This window comes from Serratia sp. PF-27 (assembly GCF_030053255.1).
Classification (GTDB): Bacteria; Pseudomonadota; Gammaproteobacteria; order Enterobacterales; family Enterobacteriaceae; genus Serratia; species Serratia bockelmannii.
In genome coordinates, this window is the sequence record NZ_JASGBT010000022.1 from 733,240 (window position 1) to 748,439 (window position 15,200).

Annotated in this window: 16 protein-coding genes; 13 read left to right on the forward strand and 3 right to left on the reverse strand. The window is 62.9% G+C overall.

Annotated elements, in window-relative coordinates; genetic code table 11:
- The first annotated feature begins 3 nt into the window (after window positions 1-3).
- Window positions 4-801: a molybdenum cofactor biosynthesis F family protein gene (locus QMZ29_RS22840; protein ID WP_261425208.1), complete on the forward strand. Its 798-nt coding sequence runs from the start codon at window positions 4-6 to the stop codon at window positions 799-801.
- 4 nt (window positions 802-805) lie between these two features.
- On the forward strand, window positions 806-1,597 hold the full coding sequence (locus QMZ29_RS22845) for an SDR family oxidoreductase (protein WP_261425206.1): 792 nt from the start codon (window positions 806-808) through the stop codon (window positions 1,595-1,597).
- Window positions 1,598-1,653: 56 nt separating this feature from the next.
- Here QMZ29_RS22845 and hpaR read toward each other — a convergent pair whose 3' ends face one another.
- Window positions 1,654-2,106: a homoprotocatechuate degradation operon regulator HpaR gene (gene hpaR, locus QMZ29_RS22850; protein ID WP_049204618.1), complete on the reverse strand. Its 453-nt coding sequence runs from the start codon at window positions 2,104-2,106 to the stop codon at window positions 1,654-1,656.
- Window positions 2,107-2,432: 326 nt separating this feature from the next.
- Between hpaR and QMZ29_RS22855 the strand changes: the two genes are divergently transcribed.
- The 11 genes from QMZ29_RS22855 to hpaC all read left to right on the forward strand — a co-directional run bounded on the left by QMZ29_RS22855 (window position 2,433) and on the right by hpaC (window position 13,092).
- Window positions 2,433-3,065: a fumarylacetoacetate hydrolase family protein gene (locus QMZ29_RS22855; protein ID WP_060434146.1), complete on the forward strand. Its 633-nt coding sequence runs from the start codon at window positions 2,433-2,435 to the stop codon at window positions 3,063-3,065.
- Complete coding sequence (locus QMZ29_RS22860; RefSeq protein WP_033641766.1) at window positions 3,062-3,826, forward strand: fumarylacetoacetate hydrolase family protein; 765 nt, start codon at window positions 3,062-3,064, stop codon at window positions 3,824-3,826. Before QMZ29_RS22855 ends, QMZ29_RS22860 begins: the two co-directional genes overlap by 4 nt.
- Entirely contained in the window at window positions 3,823-5,277 is a 1,455-nt protein-coding gene (hpaE, locus tag QMZ29_RS22865; protein WP_033636981.1) for a 5-carboxymethyl-2-hydroxymuconate semialdehyde dehydrogenase, read from the forward strand. Before QMZ29_RS22860 ends, hpaE begins: the two co-directional genes overlap by 4 nt.
- 37 nt (window positions 5,278-5,314) lie before the next feature.
- Window positions 5,315-6,388, forward strand: coding sequence for a 3,4-dihydroxyphenylacetate 2,3-dioxygenase (gene hpaD, locus QMZ29_RS22870; protein ID WP_147823079.1), 1,074 nt, complete (start codon window positions 5,315-5,317; stop codon window positions 6,386-6,388).
- Window positions 6,389-6,438: 50 nt separating this feature from the next.
- On the forward strand, window positions 6,439-6,825 hold the full coding sequence (locus QMZ29_RS22875; RefSeq protein WP_004933172.1) for a 5-carboxymethyl-2-hydroxymuconate Delta-isomerase: 387 nt from the start codon (window positions 6,439-6,441) through the stop codon (window positions 6,823-6,825).
- A gap of 14 nt (window positions 6,826-6,839) precedes the next feature.
- On the forward strand, window positions 6,840-7,643 hold the full coding sequence (gene hpaH, locus QMZ29_RS22880) for a 2-oxo-hept-4-ene-1,7-dioate hydratase (RefSeq protein ID WP_043136119.1): 804 nt from the start codon (window positions 6,840-6,842) through the stop codon (window positions 7,641-7,643).
- A gap of 76 nt (window positions 7,644-7,719) precedes the next feature.
- Window positions 7,720-8,514, forward strand: a complete 795-nt coding sequence (hpaI, locus tag QMZ29_RS22885) for a 4-hydroxy-2-oxoheptanedioate aldolase (RefSeq protein ID WP_099816600.1) — start codon at window positions 7,720-7,722, stop codon at window positions 8,512-8,514.
- A gap of 3 nt (window positions 8,515-8,517) precedes the next feature.
- Window positions 8,518-9,888, forward strand: a complete 1,371-nt coding sequence (gene hpaX / locus QMZ29_RS22890; protein ID WP_087762954.1) for a 4-hydroxyphenylacetate permease — start codon at window positions 8,518-8,520, stop codon at window positions 9,886-9,888.
- 34 nt (window positions 9,889-9,922) lie between these two features.
- Window positions 9,923-10,819: a 4-hydroxyphenylacetate catabolism regulatory protein HpaA gene (hpaA, locus tag QMZ29_RS22895; RefSeq protein WP_004933161.1), complete on the forward strand. Its 897-nt coding sequence runs from the start codon at window positions 9,923-9,925 to the stop codon at window positions 10,817-10,819.
- Between the two features lie 178 nt (window positions 10,820-10,997).
- Window positions 10,998-12,560, forward strand: coding sequence for a 4-hydroxyphenylacetate 3-monooxygenase, oxygenase component (gene hpaB / locus QMZ29_RS22900; protein WP_043136111.1), 1,563 nt, complete (start codon window positions 10,998-11,000; stop codon window positions 12,558-12,560).
- A gap of 16 nt (window positions 12,561-12,576) precedes the next feature.
- Window positions 12,577-13,092, forward strand: coding sequence for a 4-hydroxyphenylacetate 3-monooxygenase, reductase component (gene hpaC, locus QMZ29_RS22905; RefSeq protein WP_025305188.1), 516 nt, complete (start codon window positions 12,577-12,579; stop codon window positions 13,090-13,092).
- Between the two features lie 33 nt (window positions 13,093-13,125).
- On the opposite strand, the gene ampH is transcribed toward hpaC, so the two are convergent.
- Window positions 13,126-14,268, reverse strand: a complete 1,143-nt coding sequence (gene ampH, locus QMZ29_RS22910; RefSeq protein WP_025305189.1) for a D-alanyl-D-alanine-carboxypeptidase/endopeptidase AmpH — start codon at window positions 14,266-14,268, stop codon at window positions 13,126-13,128.
- A 126-nt stretch (window positions 14,269-14,394) separates the two neighbouring features.
- Entirely contained in the window at window positions 14,395-15,153 is a 759-nt protein-coding gene (locus tag QMZ29_RS22915; protein ID WP_025305190.1) for a FadR/GntR family transcriptional regulator, read from the reverse strand.
- Window positions 15,154-15,200 lie beyond the last annotated feature (47 nt).

Below are 15,200 nucleotides of genomic sequence, written 5' to 3' on the forward strand. Positions count from 1 at the left end.
TCCATGAGTTCAGAAGCGGTATTCATTCAGGTTGGCGCGCTGGCGGAAGGCTTTGCGCCGCACAGCAATACGCTGGAACGGCAGCACGGGCTGGCGGGCACTACGCTGACGCTGCGCTTTAGCGACGGCGCGACGCAGCGCTGCCGGTTTACCGACGAGCAGACGCTGGAGTGGGGCGAACGGCGCAGCGTCGCCTATCGCGCGACCAGCATTCGTCCCGGCGTGCTGTTCATCGATTTTCTCGACCCCGCCCGCGCCAACGCCAGCATTACGCTGGTGTGCGACCGCAATCAGGGCAACTTCACCGCGGTGTACGGCCAACTGCCGGACGAAGCGCAGGCTCGGCTCGACGCCTTCAGCCGGGTGGAACAGGGGCTGCCGCTGACCCCGGTCGAGGCCGAATTCCGCTTCGGCACGCTGGACGACGCCGACGTGGCGCCGCCGGGCTTTACCGACGAGCTGATCGGCATGCGCAATATGTACACCTACAGCCCGACCGAGCGGTACGAGCACATCTACCTGAACGACAACTTCTACGCCTGGCAGTGTCTGGACGGGGTGGAGAAAGGGCTGGCGGACGTCGATCGCTGCCACTACGTGAAGGTGGCGGATCAGCTTTATCTGTTCGTCTGGCGCGAGAAGATCATCCCGACGCTGGGCGTGGTGATGATCGATCTGCAGGGCATGCGCACCGACGGCAAGATCCTCGGTTATCAGGGCAGCGATTTCAGCGCGCTGAGCAACTTTGCGGTCGGCGCCCACGCGCAGGTGCTGAACATCACGCACCACCCGCGAGGATAGGCCGATGAGCGCAACCTATGCGGCCAATGCCTTCGCGGGGCAGGTGGTGCTGGTGACCGGCGGCGCTCAGGGTATTGGGCTGGCGATCGTCAGCGCCTTTGCCCGGCTGGGCGCCGAGGTGACGATCGCGGACGTGCAGCTGCCGCAGGCGCAGGCGGCGGCGCAAACGCTGCGGGACGAAGGGCTGAGCGTACAGGCGCTGGCCTGCGATCTGGCCGAGCCGGGGCAGATTGCCGAGTTGGTGGCGGCGGTGGGTGAGCGCCGTCAACGGTTGGACGTGGTGATCCACAACGCCGCCTATTTTCCGCTGACGCCGTTCGCCGCCATCGACGCGGCCCTGTTGCAACGCACGCTGAGCGTCAATCTGATGGCGCCGTTCTTTCTGGCGCAGGCGGCGTTGCCGTGGATGCGCCGTCGGGGCGGGGGCTGCCTTCTGGTGACCTCGTCGGTGACCGGCCCGCGGGTAGCCTACCCGGGGCTGGCGCACTATGCGGCCTCCAAGGCCGGGGTGAACGGATTTATTCGCGCGGCGGCGCTGGAGTTGGCGGCGGAGAACATTCGCGTCAACGGCGTGGAGCCGGGGATGATCCGCACGCCGGCGATGGCCAACCTGGGCGACGCGCAGGTGAATCAGGCGATCGCCGCCTCAGTGCCGCTCGGGCGGCTGGGGGAACCGGCAGACATCGCCGCGGCGATGGTGTTTCTCGCCTCGCCGGCGGCGGCCTACATCACCGGCCAGACGCTGGTGGTGGACGGCGGCGCGCTGTTGCCGGAAACGAATTCTCTGCTTACTTGACGCTGCAGCGTTGTTGGCTGCAACGCCAATTAATTTGAGCATTCCGGTTGGTTAAATCACTGCTTGGCGGGATGCGCGGCGACGTTGGCAGGCAGGCTGTCACCCAGGGTGATCAGCTCGTCCAGCAACGTCATCAGCTGGTCCATTTTCTGCCGCGAGAAAGCGGCTTCAATCTCGGCGTAGCCCTGTTCCACCTGGTGGCGCGCCACTTCATACAGATCCTGGCCCTGCTGGGTCAGCGACACGTACAGCTTGCGCTGATCGTTAACCGGCTTGAGGCGGAAGATCAGCTTATCACGCTCCATGCGCGACAGAATGCCGGTCAGGCTGGGGCGCAGGATGCAGGTTTCCGCCGCCAGTTCGTGGAATTCGATCGAACGGCTGTTGGCCAGCACGCGGATGATGCGCCACTGCTGCTCGGTCAGGTTGTGGCTTTTCAGGATCGGGCGAAAGAACCCCATGGCGGTTTCGCGCGCCTGCAGCAGGGCGATGGTTAACGATTCATGCATAAGTTTGGCCTTAGCTATCAAGGTGTTCGTTGTCACGGCGCTTACCGCAGGGCTGTTACCCCGCCAGGCCCGATTTTGTTAATAACTTAATAGTAGCCAAAGTTACCCGCAGGGATAAAGCAAAAATGCGCGGGGCAGCGAAAAATGGCGATAAAAATGATTAATACGCTGAATAATCACGCTAATGTTCGTTGTTTGTGAATATTTTGTTATCACGATCACAAATCACTCCAAGCGCGTTGCGTAAAAGCTGCACAGTGTATAAAAGTAATCATTAATATATTAATGAATGCCGGTTGTCATGTTTTGCCATTGGAGGAGTTCGCATGAAAGGCACCGTATTTTCCGTTGCGCTGAACCACCGCAGCCAACTGGACGCCTGGGATCAGGCGTTTCACCAGCCACCGTATCAAACCCCACCCAAAACCCCGGTGTGGTTTATCAAACCGCGCAACACCCACCTCGCCAACGGCGGGGCGATCCCGTTTCCGGCCGGTGAAACCGTGCAAAGCGGCGGCACGCTGGCGGTGATCATCGGCGACACCGCGCGCAAGGTGCCGGCGGCGCAGGTGGGCCGTTATCTGGCCGGTTACGCGCTGGCCAACGACGTCAGCCTGCCGGAAAGCAGCTTTTACCGCCCGGCGATCAAGGCCAAATGCCGCGACGGGTTCTGCCCGCTGGGGGAGATCGGCCAGCTGGCGACTGCCGATCGGCTGGAGATCGTCACCGAGATCAACGGCGTGGAGCGGGATCGCTGGTCCACCGCCGATCTGGTGCGCTCGGTGCCGGAGCTGATCGCCGCCATCAGCGACTTCATCACTCTGCAGCCGGGCGATGCGGTGCTGATCGGCACCCCGCACCAGCGGGTGGAGATCAAACCGGGAGATGAGGTGACGGTGCGTGCCGCCGGCCTGCCCACTCTGACCAACCGCGTCACCCAGGCAGGAGCCGCATCATGAAACATGCTCGTATTCGCCATCATGGCCAGGTCTTCAACGTGCAGGTGGATGACCAGCTGCGCGTCACGCTGCCGAACGGCGAGGTGCTGCAGGAGCGCGAAGTGGAATGGCTGCCGCCGGCGCAGGGCACGGTGTTCGCCCTGGGGCTGAACTATGCCGACCACGCCAGCGAGCTGGAATTCAAGGCGCCGGAAGAACCGCTGGTGTTCCTCAAGGCGCCAAACACCCTGACCGGGCACCGTCAGGTGTCGGTACGCCCGGCCGGCGTGGAGTACATGCATTACGAAGCCGAGCTGGTGGCGGTGATCGGCAAGACCGCGCGCAACGTCAGCCGTGAGCACGCCATGGAGTACGTGGCGGGTTACACCCTATGCAACGACTACGCCATCCGCGATTACCTGGAGAACTACTACCGGCCAAATCTGCGGGTGAAGAGCCGCGACACCCTGACGCCGATCGGGCCGTATATCGTCGATCGCGACGACGTCGCCGATCCGCACCGGCTGGCGCTCGGCACCTATGTCAACGGCGAGCTGCGCCAGCGCGGCAGCACCGCCGACATGATTTTCGACATTCCGTTCCTGATCGCCTACCTGAGCGAATTCATGACGCTGCAGCCGGGCGACATGATCGCCACCGGCACGCCGAAAGGGCTGGCCGACGTGCAGCCGGGCGATGAAGTGGTGGTGGAGATCGAGGGCATCGGCCGTCTGGTTAACCACATTATCAGTGAAAAAGATTACGAGGAGAGCCTGCGATGAAAACCATCAACCACTGGATCAACGGCAAGAACGTCGCCAGCAAAGAGTACTTCACCACCACCAACCCGGCGAACGGCGAGGTGCTGGCGGAGGTGGCTTCCGGCGGTCAGTTGGAGATCGACCAGGCGGTGGCGGCAGCGAAAGAGGCGTTCCCCAAATGGGCCAACACGCCGATGAAAGAGCGCGCGCGCCTGATGCGTCGTCTGGGGGAGCTGATCGACCAGAACGTGCCGCAGATCGCCGAACTGGAAACCGCCGACACCGGCCTGCCGATCCACCAGACCAAAAACGTGCTGATCCCGCGCGCCTCGCACAACTTCGAGTTCTTCGCCGAGGTGTGCCAGCAGATGAACGGCAAGACCTACCCGGTGGACGACAAGATGCTCAACTACACGCTGGTGCAGCCGGTGGGGGTGTGTGCGCTGGTATCGCCGTGGAACGTGCCGTTCATGACCGCCACCTGGAAAACCGCGCCTTGCCTGGCGCTGGGCAACACCGCGGTGCTGAAGATGTCCGAACTGTCGCCGCTGACCGCCGACCGCCTGGGCGAGCTGGCGCTGGAGGCCGGTATCCCGGCCGGGGTGCTGAATGTGGTGCAGGGCTACGGCGCCACTGCCGGCGACGCGCTGGTGCGCCATAAAGATGTGCGCGCGGTTTCCTTCACCGGCGGCACCGCCACCGGCCGCCGCATCATCGAAAGCGCCGGGCTGAAGAAATTCTCCATGGAGCTGGGCGGCAAGTCGCCGGTGCTGATCTTTGAAGACGCCGACATCGAGCGGGCGCTCGACGCCGCGCTGTTCACCATCTTCTCGATCAACGGTGAACGCTGCACCGCCGGTTCGCGCATCTTCATTCAGGAGAGCATCTACCCGGAATTCGTCAAACGCTTTGCCGAGCGTGCCAACCGCCTGCGCGTGGGCGACCCGCAAGATCCCAACACCCAGGTAGGGGCGCTGATCAGCCCGCAGCACTGGGAAAAAGTCTCCGGCTATATCCGCCTCGGGGTGGAAGAAGGGGCAACCCTGCTGGCCGGCGGCCCGGACAAACCGGCCGGTTTGAGCCACGGCAACTTCCTGCGCCCGACGGTGCTGGCGGATGTCGATAACCGGATGCGCGTGGCGCAGGAGGAGATTTTCGGGCCGGTGGCCTGCCTGCTGCCGTTCAAGTCGGAAGAAGACGGCCTGCGCATGGCCAACGACGTGGAGTACGGCCTGGCGTCGTACATCTGGACGCAGGATGTGAGCAAGGTTCTGCGCCTGGCCCGCGGCATCGAAGCCGGCATGGTTTTCGTCAACACCCAAAACGTACGCGATCTGCGCCAACCGTTCGGCGGCGTGAAAGCCTCCGGCACCGGCCGCGAAGGCGGCGAATACAGCTTCGAAGTGTTCGCCGAAATGAAGAACGTGTGCATTTCCATGGGCGACCACCCGATCCCGAAATGGGGCGTTTGAGCCTCAGGCCACAATAATAACGAAAGAGATGAGAACAATGACGATAAAACTTACCACTGATGCTGTCCCTGCTCCCGACGTCGTGCGCTGTGCCTACATGGAAATTCAGGTCACGAACCTTAAAGCCGCACGCGAATTTTACGTCGATATCCTCGGCCTGGTCGTGACCGCCGAAGAGGATAAAACCCTCTACCTGCGTTCGATGGAGGAGTTTATTCATCATAACCTGGTGCTGCGCGAAGGCCCGGTCGCCGCCGTGGCGGCGTTTGCTTTCCGCGTGCGCACGCCGGAAGACGTCGATCGCGCCGAAGCGTATTTCAAGGCGCTTGGCTGCCGTACCGAGCGTCGGGTGAACGGGTTCGCCAAAGGCATCGGCGATGCGGTGCGGGTAGAGGATCCGCTCGGTTTTCCGTATGAGTTTTTCTACGACGTGCAGCACGTCGAGCGTCTGGCCTGGCGCTACGATCTGTATACGCCGGGCGCGCTGGTGCGCCTCGACCACTTTAACCAAATCACCCCTGACGTGCCGCGCGCCGTGGAATACATCCAGGGGCTGGGCTTCCGCGTGACGGAAGACATCCGCGATGAAGACGGCGTGGTTTACGCGGCCTGGATGCGCCGCAAGGCGACGGTGCACGATACCGCGATGACCGGCGGCGCCGGGCCGCGCATGCACCACATCGCCTTCGCCACCCATGAAAAGCACAATATTTTGGCCATCTGCGACAAGCTCGGCGCGCTGCGCAAATCCGATTTGATCGAACGCGGCCCTGGCCGCCACGGCGTCTCCAACGCGTTCTATCTCTACCTGCGCGATCCCGATGGCCACCGGGTGGAAATCTACACGCAGGATTACTACACCGGCGATCCGGACAACCCGACCGTGACCTGGGACGTGCATGACAACCAGCGCCGCGACTGGTGGGGCAATCCGGTGGTGCCGAGCTGGTATACCGAAGGATCGCTGGTGCTGGATCTCGATGGGCAGCCGCAGCCGGTCATCGAGCGCAGTGCGCCCAGCGAAATGGCCGTCACCATCGGCGCAGACGGTTTTTCCTATACCCGCGAGGGCGATACGGAAAAAGGTTTCAAACTTGGCAATACGCTGTAAATGCCGCTGCGCGGGCCGCGCCCGCGCCTATGCGCCGTCTGGAGAACGTTATGCCCCATTTTTACGCTGAATGTACCGACAACATCCGCCGCGAGGCGGATTTGCCCACCCTGTTCGCCAAGGTCAACGAGGCGCTGGCGGCGACCGGCATCTTTCCGCTGGCCGGCGTGCGCAGCCGCGCCATCTGGCTCGACACCTGGCAGATGGCCGACGGCAAGCAGGACTACGCCTTCGTGCACATGACGCTGAAGATCGGCCACGGCCGCAGTCTGGAAAGCCGGCAGCAGGTGGGCGAGATGCTGTTTGCGCTGATCAAGGAACACTTTGCCGCGCTGATGGCGCAGCGTTACCTGGCGCTCTCTTTCACCATGGAAGAGCTGGATCCGGTGCTGAATTACAAACAGAACAATGTCCACGCGCTGTTCAACAAGGCGTGAATAAGGGGTCGTACATGCTGGATAAAGAGCAGATTAACCGCGCCGTGCAGCGCCTGCATCAGGCGGAAAAGAGTCGTGAGCAGATCCGCGCGCTGTCGCTCGATCATCCCGAGATCACCATTGAAGACGCCTACGCCATTCAGCGGCAGTGGGTGGAGCTGAAGATCGCCGAGGGGCGCACGCTCAAAGGCCACAAGATCGGCCTGACCTCGCGCGCCATGCAGGTGAGCTCGCAGATCACCGAGCCGGACTATGGCGCGCTGCTGGACGACATGTTCTTCAACGACGGCAGCGACATTCCGATCGATCGCTTTATCGTGCCGCGGGTGGAGGTGGAGCTGGCTTTCGTGTTGGCCAAGCCGCTGCGCGGGCCGAACTGCACGCTGTTCGACGTCTACAACGCCACCGACTACGTCATTCCGGCGCTGGAGATCATCGATGCGCGCAGCCACAACGTCGATCCCGAGACGCAGCGGCCGCGCAAGGTGTTCGACACCATTTCCGACAACGCCGCCAATGCCGGGGTGGTGATGGGCGGGCGGCCGATCAAACCGGATGCGCTGGATTTGCGCTGGATCTCTGCGCTGCTGTACCGCAACGGCGTGATTGAAGAGTCCGGCGTAGCGGCCGCGGTGCTCAACCACCCGGCCAACGGCGTGGCCTGGCTGGCCAACAAGCTGGCGCCGTATGAGGTGGAGCTGGAAGCGGGACAGGTGATCCTCGGCGGCTCCTTCACCCGGCCGGTGCCGGCGCGGCGCGGTGATACCTTCCACGTCGACTACGGCCCGATGGGCTGCATCAGCTGCCGCTTCGTCTAATAAGCAGGTCCGGCGAACCGGGCCGCAATAACCGGGCGGGGGCCACGCGCCGCGCCCGCTTGTCAGGGAGAATGCGATGTTAACCAACCACTTCAAGCGTGCGCTGCAGGAAAAACGCCCGCAGATCGGGCTGTGGCTCGGGCTGTGCAGCAGCTACAGCGCCGAGCTGCTGGCCGGCGCCGGTTTCGACTGGCTGCTGATCGACGGCGAACATGCGCCCAACAACGTGCAAACGGTGCTGGGGCAGCTGCAGGCGGTCGCGCCTTACCCGAGCCAGCCGGTGGTTCGCCCGCCGTGGAACGACGCGGTGATCATCAAGCAACTGCTGGACGTCGGCGCGCAAACCTTATTGATCCCGATGATTCAGAATGCCGAACAGGCGCGCGACGCGGTGCGCGCCACGCGCTATCCGCCGCACGGCGTGCGCGGCGTCGGCAGCGCCCTGGCGCGTGCCTCGCGCTGGAATCGGGTGCCCGATTACCTGCAGCAGGCCGATGAGCAGATGTGCGTGCTGGTGCAGATTGAAACCCGCGAAGCGGTGAAAAACCTCGACGCCATTTTGCAGGTGGAAGGGGTGGACGGCGTGTTTATCGGCCCGGCGGATCTCAGCGCCGACATGGGCTTTGCCGGTAATCCGCAGCACCCGGAGGTGCAGCGCACCATCGACGACGCCATCGCGCGTATCCGCGCCGCCGGCAAGGCGCCGGGCATTTTGATGGCCAACAAGGTACTGGCGCAGCGCTATCTGGAGGCCGGCGCGCTGTTCGTTGCGGTGGGGGTGGATACCACCCTGCTGGCGCGGGCGGCGGAAGCCCTGGCGGACGAGTTCAAACAGGGCGGGGCGCAAGCGCCTTCATCGGGAGTCTACTGAACCATGAACCACGTCGATTCGCTGCCGCCGGCCAACCCGGCGCAGCAACATAAAGCGTTAACCGCCGCCGAGCAATCGGTGATTAAAAAGTTGTTTCGGCGCCTGATCATTTTCCTGTTCGTGTTGTTTGTTTTCTCTTTCCTCGATCGTATCAACATCGGCTTCGCCGGGCTGACGATGGGCAAAGATCTCGGCCTCAGCTCGACCATGTTCGGGCTGGCGGCGACGTTGTTCTATGTCACCTACGTGATCTTTGGCATACCGAGCAACATGATGCTGAGCCGGGTCGGTGCGCGGCGCTGGATCGCCACCATCATGGTGCTGTGGGGCATCGCCTCCACCTGCACCATGTTCGCTACCGGGCCGACCAGTCTGTACGTGCTGCGCATGATTGTCGGCATCACCGAGGCCGGCTTCCTGCCGGGCATTCTGGTGTACCTCACCTACTGGTTCCCGGCGTTTTACCGCGCCCGCGCCAACGCGCTGTTCATGATCGCCATGCCGGTGACCATGGCGATCGGCTCGCTGGTCTCCGGCTATATCCTGGCGCTGGACGGGGTGATGAACCTGAAGGGCTGGCAGTGGCTGTTCCTGCTGGAAGGCATACCATCGGTGCTGCTGGGCGTGGTGGTGTGGTTCTATCTCGACGACACCCCGGCCAAGGCCAAGTGGCTGACCGACGAGGAAAAAGCCAGCCTGCAGGCGATGATGGAGGCCGACAAGCTGCAGCTGGTGCAGCCCAACGGGCCGAGCAGCCACCGCGCGCTGCAGCAGCGCAGCCTGTGGCGTGAGATCTGCACGCCGATTGTGCTGATGTACACGCTGGCCTATTTCTGCCTGACCAACACCCTGAGCGCGATCAACATCTGGACGCCGCAGATCCTGCAGAGCTTCAACCAGGGCAGCAGCAACGTGACGATCGGCATTCTGGCGGCGATCCCGCAGATCTGCACCATCGCCGGCATGGTGTGGTGGAGCAAACGATCCGACAGGCTGCAGGAGCGCAAGCATCACACCGCGCTGCCGTACCTGTTCGCCGCCGCCGGCTGGCTATTGGCGTCCGCCACCGATCACAGCCTGATCCAGCTGCTCGGGATCGTGATGGCGTCGGTCGGCTCCTTTACCGCCATGGCGATCTTCTGGACCACGCCAGATCAGTCGATCAGCCTGGAAGCGCGGGCGGTGGGGATCGCGGTGATCAACGCCACCGGCAACATCGGATCGGCGCTCAGCCCGCTGCTGATCGGCTGGTTCAAGGATCTGACCGGCAGCTTCAACTCCGGGCTGTATTTCGTTTCGGCGCTGTTGATCGTCGGCGCCGTGCTGGTGTGGCGCATTCCGATGAAGGATTCGCGCCCGAGAGCGACGCCTTGATGCGCAAGTGGGCATGATTGCAGGAGGTCATGAGGTGCGGAAAAGTACCGGCTTTATCGCCAACATCGATATTTGCAAAGAGTATGACGCGCGCTACGCCGCCGACGAGGTGCACTACGAAACCTTCGCCGGGCTGGCGGCATTCTTCGGCCGCGACATGCAGGTGCACTGGCACGACTGCTTCTTCCAGGTGCATTTCCTGGAGACCGGCAAGATAGAGCTGCAGCTCGACGATCAGCACTATTCGGTGCAGGCGCCGCTGTTCATCCTCACGCCGCCGTCGGTGCCGCATGCGTTCTTCACCGAACCGGACAGCGACGGCCACGTGCTGACGGTGCGCCAGGAGTTGATTTGGCCGCTGCTGGAGCGCCTGTATCCCGGCAGCAATCTGGCGCTGGACATGCCGGGCATCTGCCTGTCGCTGGCCGATGCGCCGCAGGAGCTGACGGCGCTCAGCCACTATTGGGCGCTGATCCGCCGCGAGTTCGCGCAGAACCTGGCCGGGCGCGAACAGACGCTGGCGCTGTTGGCGCAGGCGGTGTTCACGCTGCTGCTGCGCAACACCGCGCTGGAAGACAGCGCCAACAGCGGCGTGCGCGGCGAACTGCAGCTGTTTCAACGGTTTAACAAGATGGTGGACGAGCGTTTTCGCGAGCATCTGCCGGTGCCGGAGTATGCGCAGGCGTTGGGGGTGACTGAATCGCGGCTCAACGACCTGTGTCGGCGCTTCGCCAACCGGCCGCCCAAACGGCTGATCTTCGATCGGCTGCTGCGCGAGGCCAAGCGCATGCTGCTGTTCAGCGCCTGCACGGTGCATGAAACCGCTTACAGCCTCGGCTTCAAGGATCCGGCCTATTTCGCCCGTTTTTTCAATCGGCTGGAAGGCTGTTCCCCCTCGACCTACCGCGCGGCGCAACACGCCCTTTCGTAACCGCGATCACAGTTTGCCGCGAAAGCGGCAAACTGACCTGAAAAGTACCGGCGATTGCCGCAAAAGTCTCTTCTCGAAACCGGCTTTGGCAGCTTCAATTAAGCAACCAAAAGAAAACATTATTTTAACAAATGGCCGACTCCACGGCCTGAAAAATGCCGATGACGAGGAAGACCCGATGAAACCAGAAGACTTTCGTGCCGACAGCAAACGCCCGTTCACCGGCGCCGAATACCTGAAAAGTTTGCAGGATAGCCGCGAAATCTACATTTACGGCGAACGCGTAAAAGACGTCACCACCCACCCGGCGTTCCGCAACGCGGCGGCGTCGGTCGGCCAGCTGTACGACGCGCTGCACGATCCGGCCAGCCAGGATCGCCTGTGCTGGAACACCGACACCGGCAACGGCGGCTATACCCACAAGTTCTTCCGCTACGCCCGCAGCCCGGAAGAGATGCGCCAGCAGCGTGACGCCATCGCCGACTGGTCACGCCAAAGCTACGGCTGGATGGGGCGCACGCCGGATTATAAGGCGGCCTTCGGCTGCGCGCTGGGCGCTTATCCGGAGTTCTACGGCCAGTTCGCCGATAACGCGCGCCACTGGTACAAACGCATTCAGGAAACCGGGCTCTATTTCAACCACGCCATCGTCAACCCGCCGATCGATCGTCATAAGCCGGTCAATGAGGTGAAGGACGTCTACATTCAGGTGGAGAAAGAAACTGACGCCGGCATCGTGGTCAGCGGCGCCAAAGTGGTGGCTACCAACTCGGCGTTGACCCACTACAACTTCATCGGCTTCGGTTCGGCGCAGGTGATGGGCGATAATCCGGACTTCGCGCTGATGTTCGTGGCGCCGATGGACGCCGAAGGAGTGAAGCTGATTTCGCGCGCCTCCTACGAGCTGGTGGCCGGCGCCACCGGATCGCCGTTTGACTATCCGCTCACCAGCCGCTTCGACGAGAACGACGCGATCCTGATCATGGATCATGTGCTGATCCCGTGGGAAAACGTGCTGATCTACCGCGATTTCGACCGCTGCCGCCGCTGGAGCACCCAGGGCGGTTTCGCCCGGCTGTTCCCGCTGCAGGCCTGCGTGCGCCTGGCGGTGAAGATGGATTTCATCACCGCGCTGTTGCAAAAGAGCCTCTCGTGCACCGGCGTGCTGGAGTTCCGCGGCGTGCAGGCCGATCTGGGCGAAGTGGTGGCCTGGCGCAACCTGTTCTGGTCGCTGAGCGACGCGATGTGCGCCGAAGCCACGCAATGGGAAAACGGCGCCTACCTGCCGGATTCCGCCGCGCTGCAAACCTACCGTGTGATGGCGCCGATGGCCTACACCAAGGTGAAACACATCATCGAAAAGAACGTCACCAGCGGCCTGATCTACCTGCCGTCCAGCGTGCGCGACATGAACAACCCGGAGATCGACAAGTACCTGGCGCGCTACGTGCGCGGATCGGACGGCATGGATCACGTCGAGCGCATCAAGATCCTCAAGCTGATGTGGGACGCGATCGGCAGTGAGTTCGGCGGGCGCCACGAGCTGTATGAGATCAACTACGCCGGCAGCCAGGATGAGATCCGCCTGCAGTGCCTGCGCCATGCGCAGGGATCCGGCAATATGGATCGCATGATGCAGATGGTCGACAAGTGCCTGGCCGATTACGATCAGCACGGTTGGAAGGTGCCGCACCTGCGGAACAATGACGATATTAATCAGTTGGATAATCTGCTGAAGTAATTCAGGAGGAGGTTGTATGTCTCAGGAAAATGAACAGCGCCTGCGCTTTCGCGACGCCATGGCCAGCCTGTCGGCGGCGGTGAATATCGTCACCACCGACGGCCCGGCGGGGCGCTGCGGCATCACCGCCACGGCGGTGTGCTCGGTAACCGATACGCCGCCGACGCTGCTGGTGTGCATCAACCGCAACAGCGCGATGAACCCGGTGTTTCAGGAAAACCGCAGGCTGTGCGTCAACGTGCTCAACCACGAGCAGGAGCTGATGGCGCGCCACTTCGCCGGCATGACCGGCGTCAGCATGGAAGATCGTTTCCGGCTGGAAGAGTGGCAGCTCGGCGCACTGGGGCAGCCGGTGCTGCGCAATACCCTGGCCAGCCTGGAAGGGGAAATCGAGCAGATCCAGAGCATCGGTACCCACCAGATGTACCTGGTGCAGATCAAGCAGATCGCGTTGAGCGAAGCCGGCAACGGCCTGATCTACTTCAAGCGCAACTTCCATCCGGTGATCCATCAGATGGCGGTGCTGGCCTGAGACGTGGGGGCGCAGCCAGCTGCGCCCCGCATATCAACTCTTGTTGGCCGCCAGATCGCTCACCAGGCGGTTGACCGGATCGCTCATGTTGGTGAACTTGCTCAGCTCCGAGCGGGTCACCACCACGAACACCCCGACATTTTTCGCCGGGATCATCGCCATGTAGGTGATGAACCCGCCGCCGCCGCCGGTCTTCTGAATGATGCCCGGCAGCCCGTCCTTCGGCGCCATATACACCCAGCCCAATCCCAATGCATCCGCTTGCCCCGGCACGTCCATGCCCTTTAGCGACACCAGATCGTGGCGCTGGAAGTACATGGTTTGTTCGCTGGCGGCGGTGGCTTTGCGCGGGCCGCTGGCGCTGGAGGAGAGGAACTGCTGCATCCAACGCTGCATGTCGCGCGGGGTGGAGTAGACGCCGCCGCTGCCGGCCGCGGCGGTGGTGTCGCGGCAAGCGCTCGGGCCGGCCGCCGCCACCATCAGGCGCGAACACTGTTCAGGGCTCGGCGTCAGCGTGGTATCCACCATGCCGAGCGGCGCGGTGATTTTCTCTTTCAGCAGCGCGTTGTAAGGCTTGCCCGCGGCGCGCGACAGCGCGTCGGCCAGCAGATCGTACGCCAGGTTGGAATACGCGGCGTGCACGCCCGGCGGCGTCGTGATGTTGGCATGCGCCAGCCACTGCCAGCGCTGGGCCTTGGTCGGCCAGGTGAACACCGGCGTTTTCGGCGGCTTCTTGCCCGGCTGCTCGCGCGGCAGCGCGCTGGTGTGAGTGGCCAGGTTCAATAAGGTGATCGGCTGGCCGGCGTTGTAAGCCGGCACATAGGCGCCTTTGGGGGCGTACTTGCGCAGCGGATCGGTCAGTTTGACCTGGCCTGCCGCCGCCATTTTTACCATCACTTCACTGGTCATCAGCTTGGTGATCGACGCGATGCGGATCAGCGAATCCGGGCGCGGGCGCAGGTTGTTGCCGGGCTTGGTGTCGCCGAAGCTGCGGTTAACCACCTGATTGCCGTCGATCACCACCAGCGCCATGCCGGTGGCGCCGCTGTTGTAGAAAATATGTTCGGCATACTGGTCGACGATTTGCGAAGCCAGCTGCGGGGGCGCGGCCTGCACGGCCAGCGGCGCGGCGCACAGGCCCAGCGCCAGCAATAAAGCGGAGACAGAGTTCTTCAACGGTCGTTATCCATTTAACAATGCAGCGGGGAAAGGGCTTATTCGTCGCCCAGTGTAATGCCCCCAGGCCCCGGCTGCATGTAGAAAAAAGAGCGGTGGCGATAAAATTTTTTCACCGCCGGCGGCCTACTGCGCGCGGGCGAAAATGGCGATCACTTCGTCCAGGTGCGCCTTCATCGCCTTGCGGGCGCCGCGCACGTCGCGCGCTTCGATCGCCGCTAGGATCGCCCGGTGTTCCAGCTCGGAGCGGTGCGGCATGTCGTCCGGCGTATAGTGGCGCTGCAGCACGCGGAACATGCTGCCGTAACGGTGGCCGAGCAGGTGGCCGATGATGAACGCATAGGCCGGGTTGCCGCTGGCCTGGGCGATGCGGATGTGGAACAGCCGATCGCCGGGGTGGGTGGCGGAACCGGCGCGGTTATCGCGGCAGTTCTGTTCATAGGCGGCGCGGATACCCGCCAGCTCTTCGTCGGTGGCGTGGCGCGCGGCCAGCGCGGCGGTCTCCGGTTCGATCAGCAGGCGGGTTTGCAGCAGAGAAAACGGCGGCAACTCGGCGTTGAAATCCAGCTCGATGTTCAGCTCGTCGTCGATCTCCGCCCACTGGTTGCGGCCGGCCTGGGCCATCACCGGCTCCTGCGACGGCGCCAGCGGCGTTGGCGAGCGCACGATCACCCCGTTGCCGACCTTGACGTCTACCAGGCCGATCACTTCCAGCGCGATCAGCGCCTCGCGCACCGACGCGCGGCTGACCTGCAATTGCTGGGCGAGATCGCGCTCCGAGGGCAGACGGCTGCCCGGCGGAAATTCGTTATTTTCGATAAGACGTTTGAGTTGGTCAGCTATCTGTCTGTAAATTCTTGGGTTTTCCAGTCGGGTAATCGGCATTTTTGACCTTTGACGATTCGGCGTTCAGTGATTTGGCGCACAATTAT

Excerpts from the sequence above, each read along its gene's own strand:
- QMZ29_RS22840 (WP_261425208.1), top strand. The coding sequence starts at position 4 with ATGAGTTCAGAAGCGGTATTCATTCAGGTTGGCGCGCTGGCGGAAGGC.
- QMZ29_RS22845 (WP_261425206.1), top strand. The coding sequence starts at position 806 with ATGAGCGCAACCTATGCGGCCAATGCCTTCGCGGGGCAGGTGGTGCTG.
- hpaR (WP_049204618.1), bottom strand. The coding sequence starts at position 2,106 with ATGCATGAATCGTTAACCATCGCCCTGCTGCAGGCGCGCGAAACCGCC.
- QMZ29_RS22855 (WP_060434146.1), top strand. The coding sequence starts at position 2,433 with ATGAAAGGCACCGTATTTTCCGTTGCGCTGAACCACCGCAGCCAACTG.
- QMZ29_RS22860 (WP_033641766.1), top strand. The coding sequence starts at position 3,062 with ATGAAACATGCTCGTATTCGCCATCATGGCCAGGTCTTCAACGTGCAG.
- hpaE (WP_033636981.1), top strand. The coding sequence starts at position 3,823 with ATGAAAACCATCAACCACTGGATCAACGGCAAGAACGTCGCCAGCAAA.
- hpaD (WP_147823079.1), top strand. The coding sequence starts at position 5,315 with ATGACGATAAAACTTACCACTGATGCTGTCCCTGCTCCCGACGTCGTG.
- QMZ29_RS22875 (WP_004933172.1), top strand. The coding sequence starts at position 6,439 with ATGCCCCATTTTTACGCTGAATGTACCGACAACATCCGCCGCGAGGCG.
- hpaH (WP_043136119.1), top strand. The coding sequence starts at position 6,840 with ATGCTGGATAAAGAGCAGATTAACCGCGCCGTGCAGCGCCTGCATCAG.
- hpaI (WP_099816600.1), top strand. The coding sequence starts at position 7,720 with ATGTTAACCAACCACTTCAAGCGTGCGCTGCAGGAAAAACGCCCGCAG.
- hpaX (WP_087762954.1), top strand. The coding sequence starts at position 8,518 with ATGAACCACGTCGATTCGCTGCCGCCGGCCAACCCGGCGCAGCAACAT.
- hpaB (WP_043136111.1), top strand. The coding sequence starts at position 10,998 with ATGAAACCAGAAGACTTTCGTGCCGACAGCAAACGCCCGTTCACCGGC.
- hpaC (WP_025305188.1), top strand. The coding sequence starts at position 12,577 with ATGTCTCAGGAAAATGAACAGCGCCTGCGCTTTCGCGACGCCATGGCC.
- QMZ29_RS22915 (WP_025305190.1), bottom strand. The coding sequence starts at position 15,153 with ATGCCGATTACCCGACTGGAAAACCCAAGAATTTACAGACAGATAGCT.